Raw genomic sequence first — 3,510 nt, forward strand, 5'->3', positions numbered from 1 at the left:
AAGTTTCCCAATAATTATTTATGGTAAAATTGAAACTATGCTACAACTATATGAAAAAAATAGTCTTTTCATTCGTTTCAAATGCTATTGCCTAAGGGGAATTAAGTAGGGGTTTGCTATAAACATGGCAAAACCACCTAAAATAAACCTCGATACACCAGCATTGTGTATTTCAGCTACTCAATAATTGGGAAACTTCAGTAAATATGATTGCACCCATTCACTCTGTAATGCGCACCATTTGAGAGACCTGAATTCGTATAATAAGTGCATAACCCTCTGCAAGTATTGGCTAGACTAACACCTGTTGAATTAAGACAAGACATAGGTGTAAAGTAAACAGCTACCAAACAATTTACAGAGGCTACAAATGAGCTATACACACCTATGTCCTGAAGAAAGATATTATATAGAAATTGAATTAAAAAAGGGAACTTCACAGAATAAAATAGCAGAAGCCTTAGAACGAAGCCAAAGCAATATTTCACGCGAGATTAAACGCAATACAGGTCAAAGAGGCTACAGGCATAAACAAGCAGAAGATTTTGCCCAAGAACGACACAAAAACAAGCCTAAAGAGGTTAAATTAACGGATGAAATAAAAGGCATTGTTAATGTTCGCATTGAGGATGACTGGAGTCCTGAGCAGATTGCAGGGCGGTTAAAACAAGAAGGTATAATTAGTCTTCATCATGAAACAATCTACCAGCATATTCTGGCGGACAAAAAGGCAGGGGGTGAACTATACAAGCATCTTCGGCATCAGAACAAAACCTATCGCAAGCGGTATGGGTCAGCCCATAATAGGACAGGAATCCCTAATAGAGTCGATATAGATGAGCGTCCTGAAGAGGTCAACAACCGTAAGCGTATAGGTGATTGGGAGGCAGATACAATCATTGGGAAAAATCACAAAGGGGCGATTGTAACGTTGGATGAGCGAGTCTCTAAATTACGGTTGGCCTTCCCTTTAGCGGGGAAAAAGGCTCAATATGTATTAGACGCAACTATTTTAATGCTTGATCCTATAAAAAGCTTTGTTAAAACAATTACTTTTGATAACGGGAAAGAGTTTACCCTGCATGAAAAAATAGCAGAAGCACTAGGCTGTGATACGTATTTTGCGACTCCCTACAGCTCTTGGGAAAGAGGGCAAAATGAGAACGCTAATGGCTTATTAAGACAGTATTTCCCTAAAGTAATGGAGTTGATTGATGTTACGATAAAAGAGGTTTTTATAGCCGTTGATAAGCTAAATAGTCGCCCTAAAAAGTGTCTCAATTACAAAACACCTTATGAGGTATTTGAAGAGCTGACTGGGATAGATATGAAAAATTTATTGGGTTATGTACTTATGACTTGAATTCAGGTTTGATGAAGAAGGCTATGTTAAAGAAAAATGCAAAACACTTGTCCTAACACTCAAAGATAATGAAAACAATATCGCAAATAAATATGGTCGCATTGTAAAGTTATTTAAAAAAGAAAAAAACAATTACAGTCACGCAAGGATAAAACTCAAAACACAATCAGGCCTTGATAGAACCGTAAACATGAACACCGCCGATGGATTAGTACAACATTATGTAAAAAAAGAGAAGCTGGATAATTTTAATTATAATTTAAAATCATCTTACGATAAACCCGACAAATCTATCCTCGATAAAATGAAAGAATTGCTACTCCTGGAACACAATGATTAGGCATCTTCTTCGTCCATTATCCTATCTTTCTATTGAGCATCAACTCAAATGGAAAGTGGATTGGATTTATCCATTGTTACTCGCCATAGTATCAACTATTCTAATATTTTGGCTGAAGCAATTTGGTCAGGTATCTTTGTATTCAAATAGTGGAATAATTACTAAAATACTTGGCTTCGTTCAAGTTCTTCCAGGGTTCTACATTGCCGCTCTAGCAGCAATTGCAACCTTTAATAAGACGGACATAGATAAAACAATGCCTGCACCAGCTCCAAAGATAGATATTTTGGTTCAGGGGAAAAGTGTAGCTATTGAGCTAACTAGAAGAAGGTTTTTGTGTTCAATGTTTGCTTTTCTCACAGCAGAAAGTTTAATTATTATTGTACTTGCAATTTTTGCCACATCTTTCTATGTGCCATTCAAAGAAATTATCCATGAATCATGGCATATTTTGTCATCTGGTTTATTTACCCTGATGTTTCTTTTACTATTTTGGCAAATGATTATAACCAGTTTCTGGGGATTGTATTATCTAGGTGACAGGCTTCATCAGCCAAACCCATAAAAAGGGTTCTGGAAAAAAAGCGGGTGAGTTTTATACGCCGCAACAATTATGGTTCTGTCGCAAAAAATAAATATTCGTGTAAAAATAAACTGTAACTTGTTTTTATGCGGCAAATGGATAAAAACACTATGCAGGATAAGAACAGTCTCAGGTTCTGTCGCAAAAGATAAGTATTTGTGTAAACTCGGCTATAAACCTGTTTTTATGCCTCTCATGACAAAGTATCATGGAGGAGACAATATTATCAACTCATCGGGATAATTGAATGGATAAGCCAGGTATGATTTGGTGTTCAGGAAAATAATTACTTAAAAAATGGCGCCATTTTTAGTTGAGCATGCAAACCTACTTTGGGTGAACTTAAATCTTATGATCGTAGGTAATAGGCTATTTTTGGTTTTTGCGACAGAACCATCATATGTGCTGTTTCAATTCCATCAATGGTTGCTTGAGCGGAGTGAAACGCTTTAAAGCCCATCATTGGTTTTGTTATTTTTTTGATAAATCGATGATCCTGTTCGATGATGTTATTCAAATATTTAACCTGTAATATGTCGATCATAGTGGCAAACCCAGCAAGGATTAACAAGAGGTTAATATTGGCTAATCCTGCATAGTTAGCGCCACTTTTATCCATAACGACCTTATCAGGAAAGCCATTATTGTTAATCGTTTGTTTGAAAAATGCGGTTGCAGCCTCTTCATCACGGCGCTCAGAAAGCATGAAATCAAGCGTATCCCCGCGACTATCAACAGCTCGGTATAAATAGGTCCACTGCCCCTTCACTTTGATATACGTTTCATCCATGCGCCACGACTTATTGGTTTCTCGTTTCTGAGATTTAGCTTTTACAGCAATGGCAGGAGAATAACGGATAACCCAACGATTGAGCGTAGCATGATCCACTTCAACACCTCTTTCTTCCATAATTTCTTCAAGGTCGCGATACGAAACGCCATACCTGACATAAAAGAAAACAGCATAAAGAATGACATCTTTTGGGAAGTGAGTGCCTTTGAAGCTGAGCATATGATCCACCTTTTATTGAAATTGAGAATTAGGATAGCAGATAACGTCGGGAAGGGGGATTTATGCGACAGAACCGATCGGCCTTGATGTAGGCTTGTTTAGTGCTATGTCTTATTGAAGGGTTTCTACTTTCAATAAGACTTTCGTCAGAACCTATAAACAGGAGTGGAATTTAAACCACCCACCCCCTTTATACAGAACCCTATTGCCCC

General features: G+C 37.3%; 3 protein-coding genes. 2 read left to right on the forward strand and 1 reads right to left on the reverse strand.

What is annotated here, in order from left to right; genetic code table 11:
- Positions 1–370 precede the first annotated feature (370 nt).
- Both K6984_RS30270 and K6984_RS30275 read left to right on the forward strand, forming a co-directional pair.
- Positions 371–1,363, forward strand: coding sequence for an IS30 family transposase (locus K6984_RS30270; protein WP_221894956.1), 993 nt, complete (start codon positions 371–373; stop codon positions 1,361–1,363).
- Positions 1,364–1,839: 476 nt separating this feature from the next.
- Positions 1,840–2,268, forward strand: coding sequence for a hypothetical protein (locus K6984_RS30275; RefSeq protein WP_221898658.1), 429 nt, complete (start codon positions 1,840–1,842; stop codon positions 2,266–2,268).
- Between the two features lie 367 nt (positions 2,269–2,635).
- Here K6984_RS30275 and K6984_RS30280 read toward each other — a convergent pair whose 3' ends face one another.
- Positions 2,636–3,298, reverse strand: coding sequence for an IS6 family transposase (locus K6984_RS30280; protein ID WP_221898659.1), 663 nt, complete (start codon positions 3,296–3,298; stop codon positions 2,636–2,638).
- Positions 3,299–3,510 lie beyond the last annotated feature (212 nt).

The sequence above is a fragment of the Bathymodiolus japonicus methanotrophic gill symbiont genome, assembly GCF_019721995.1.
In the GTDB taxonomy this organism is placed as follows: Bacteria; Pseudomonadota; Gammaproteobacteria; order Methylococcales; family Methylomonadaceae; genus Methyloprofundus.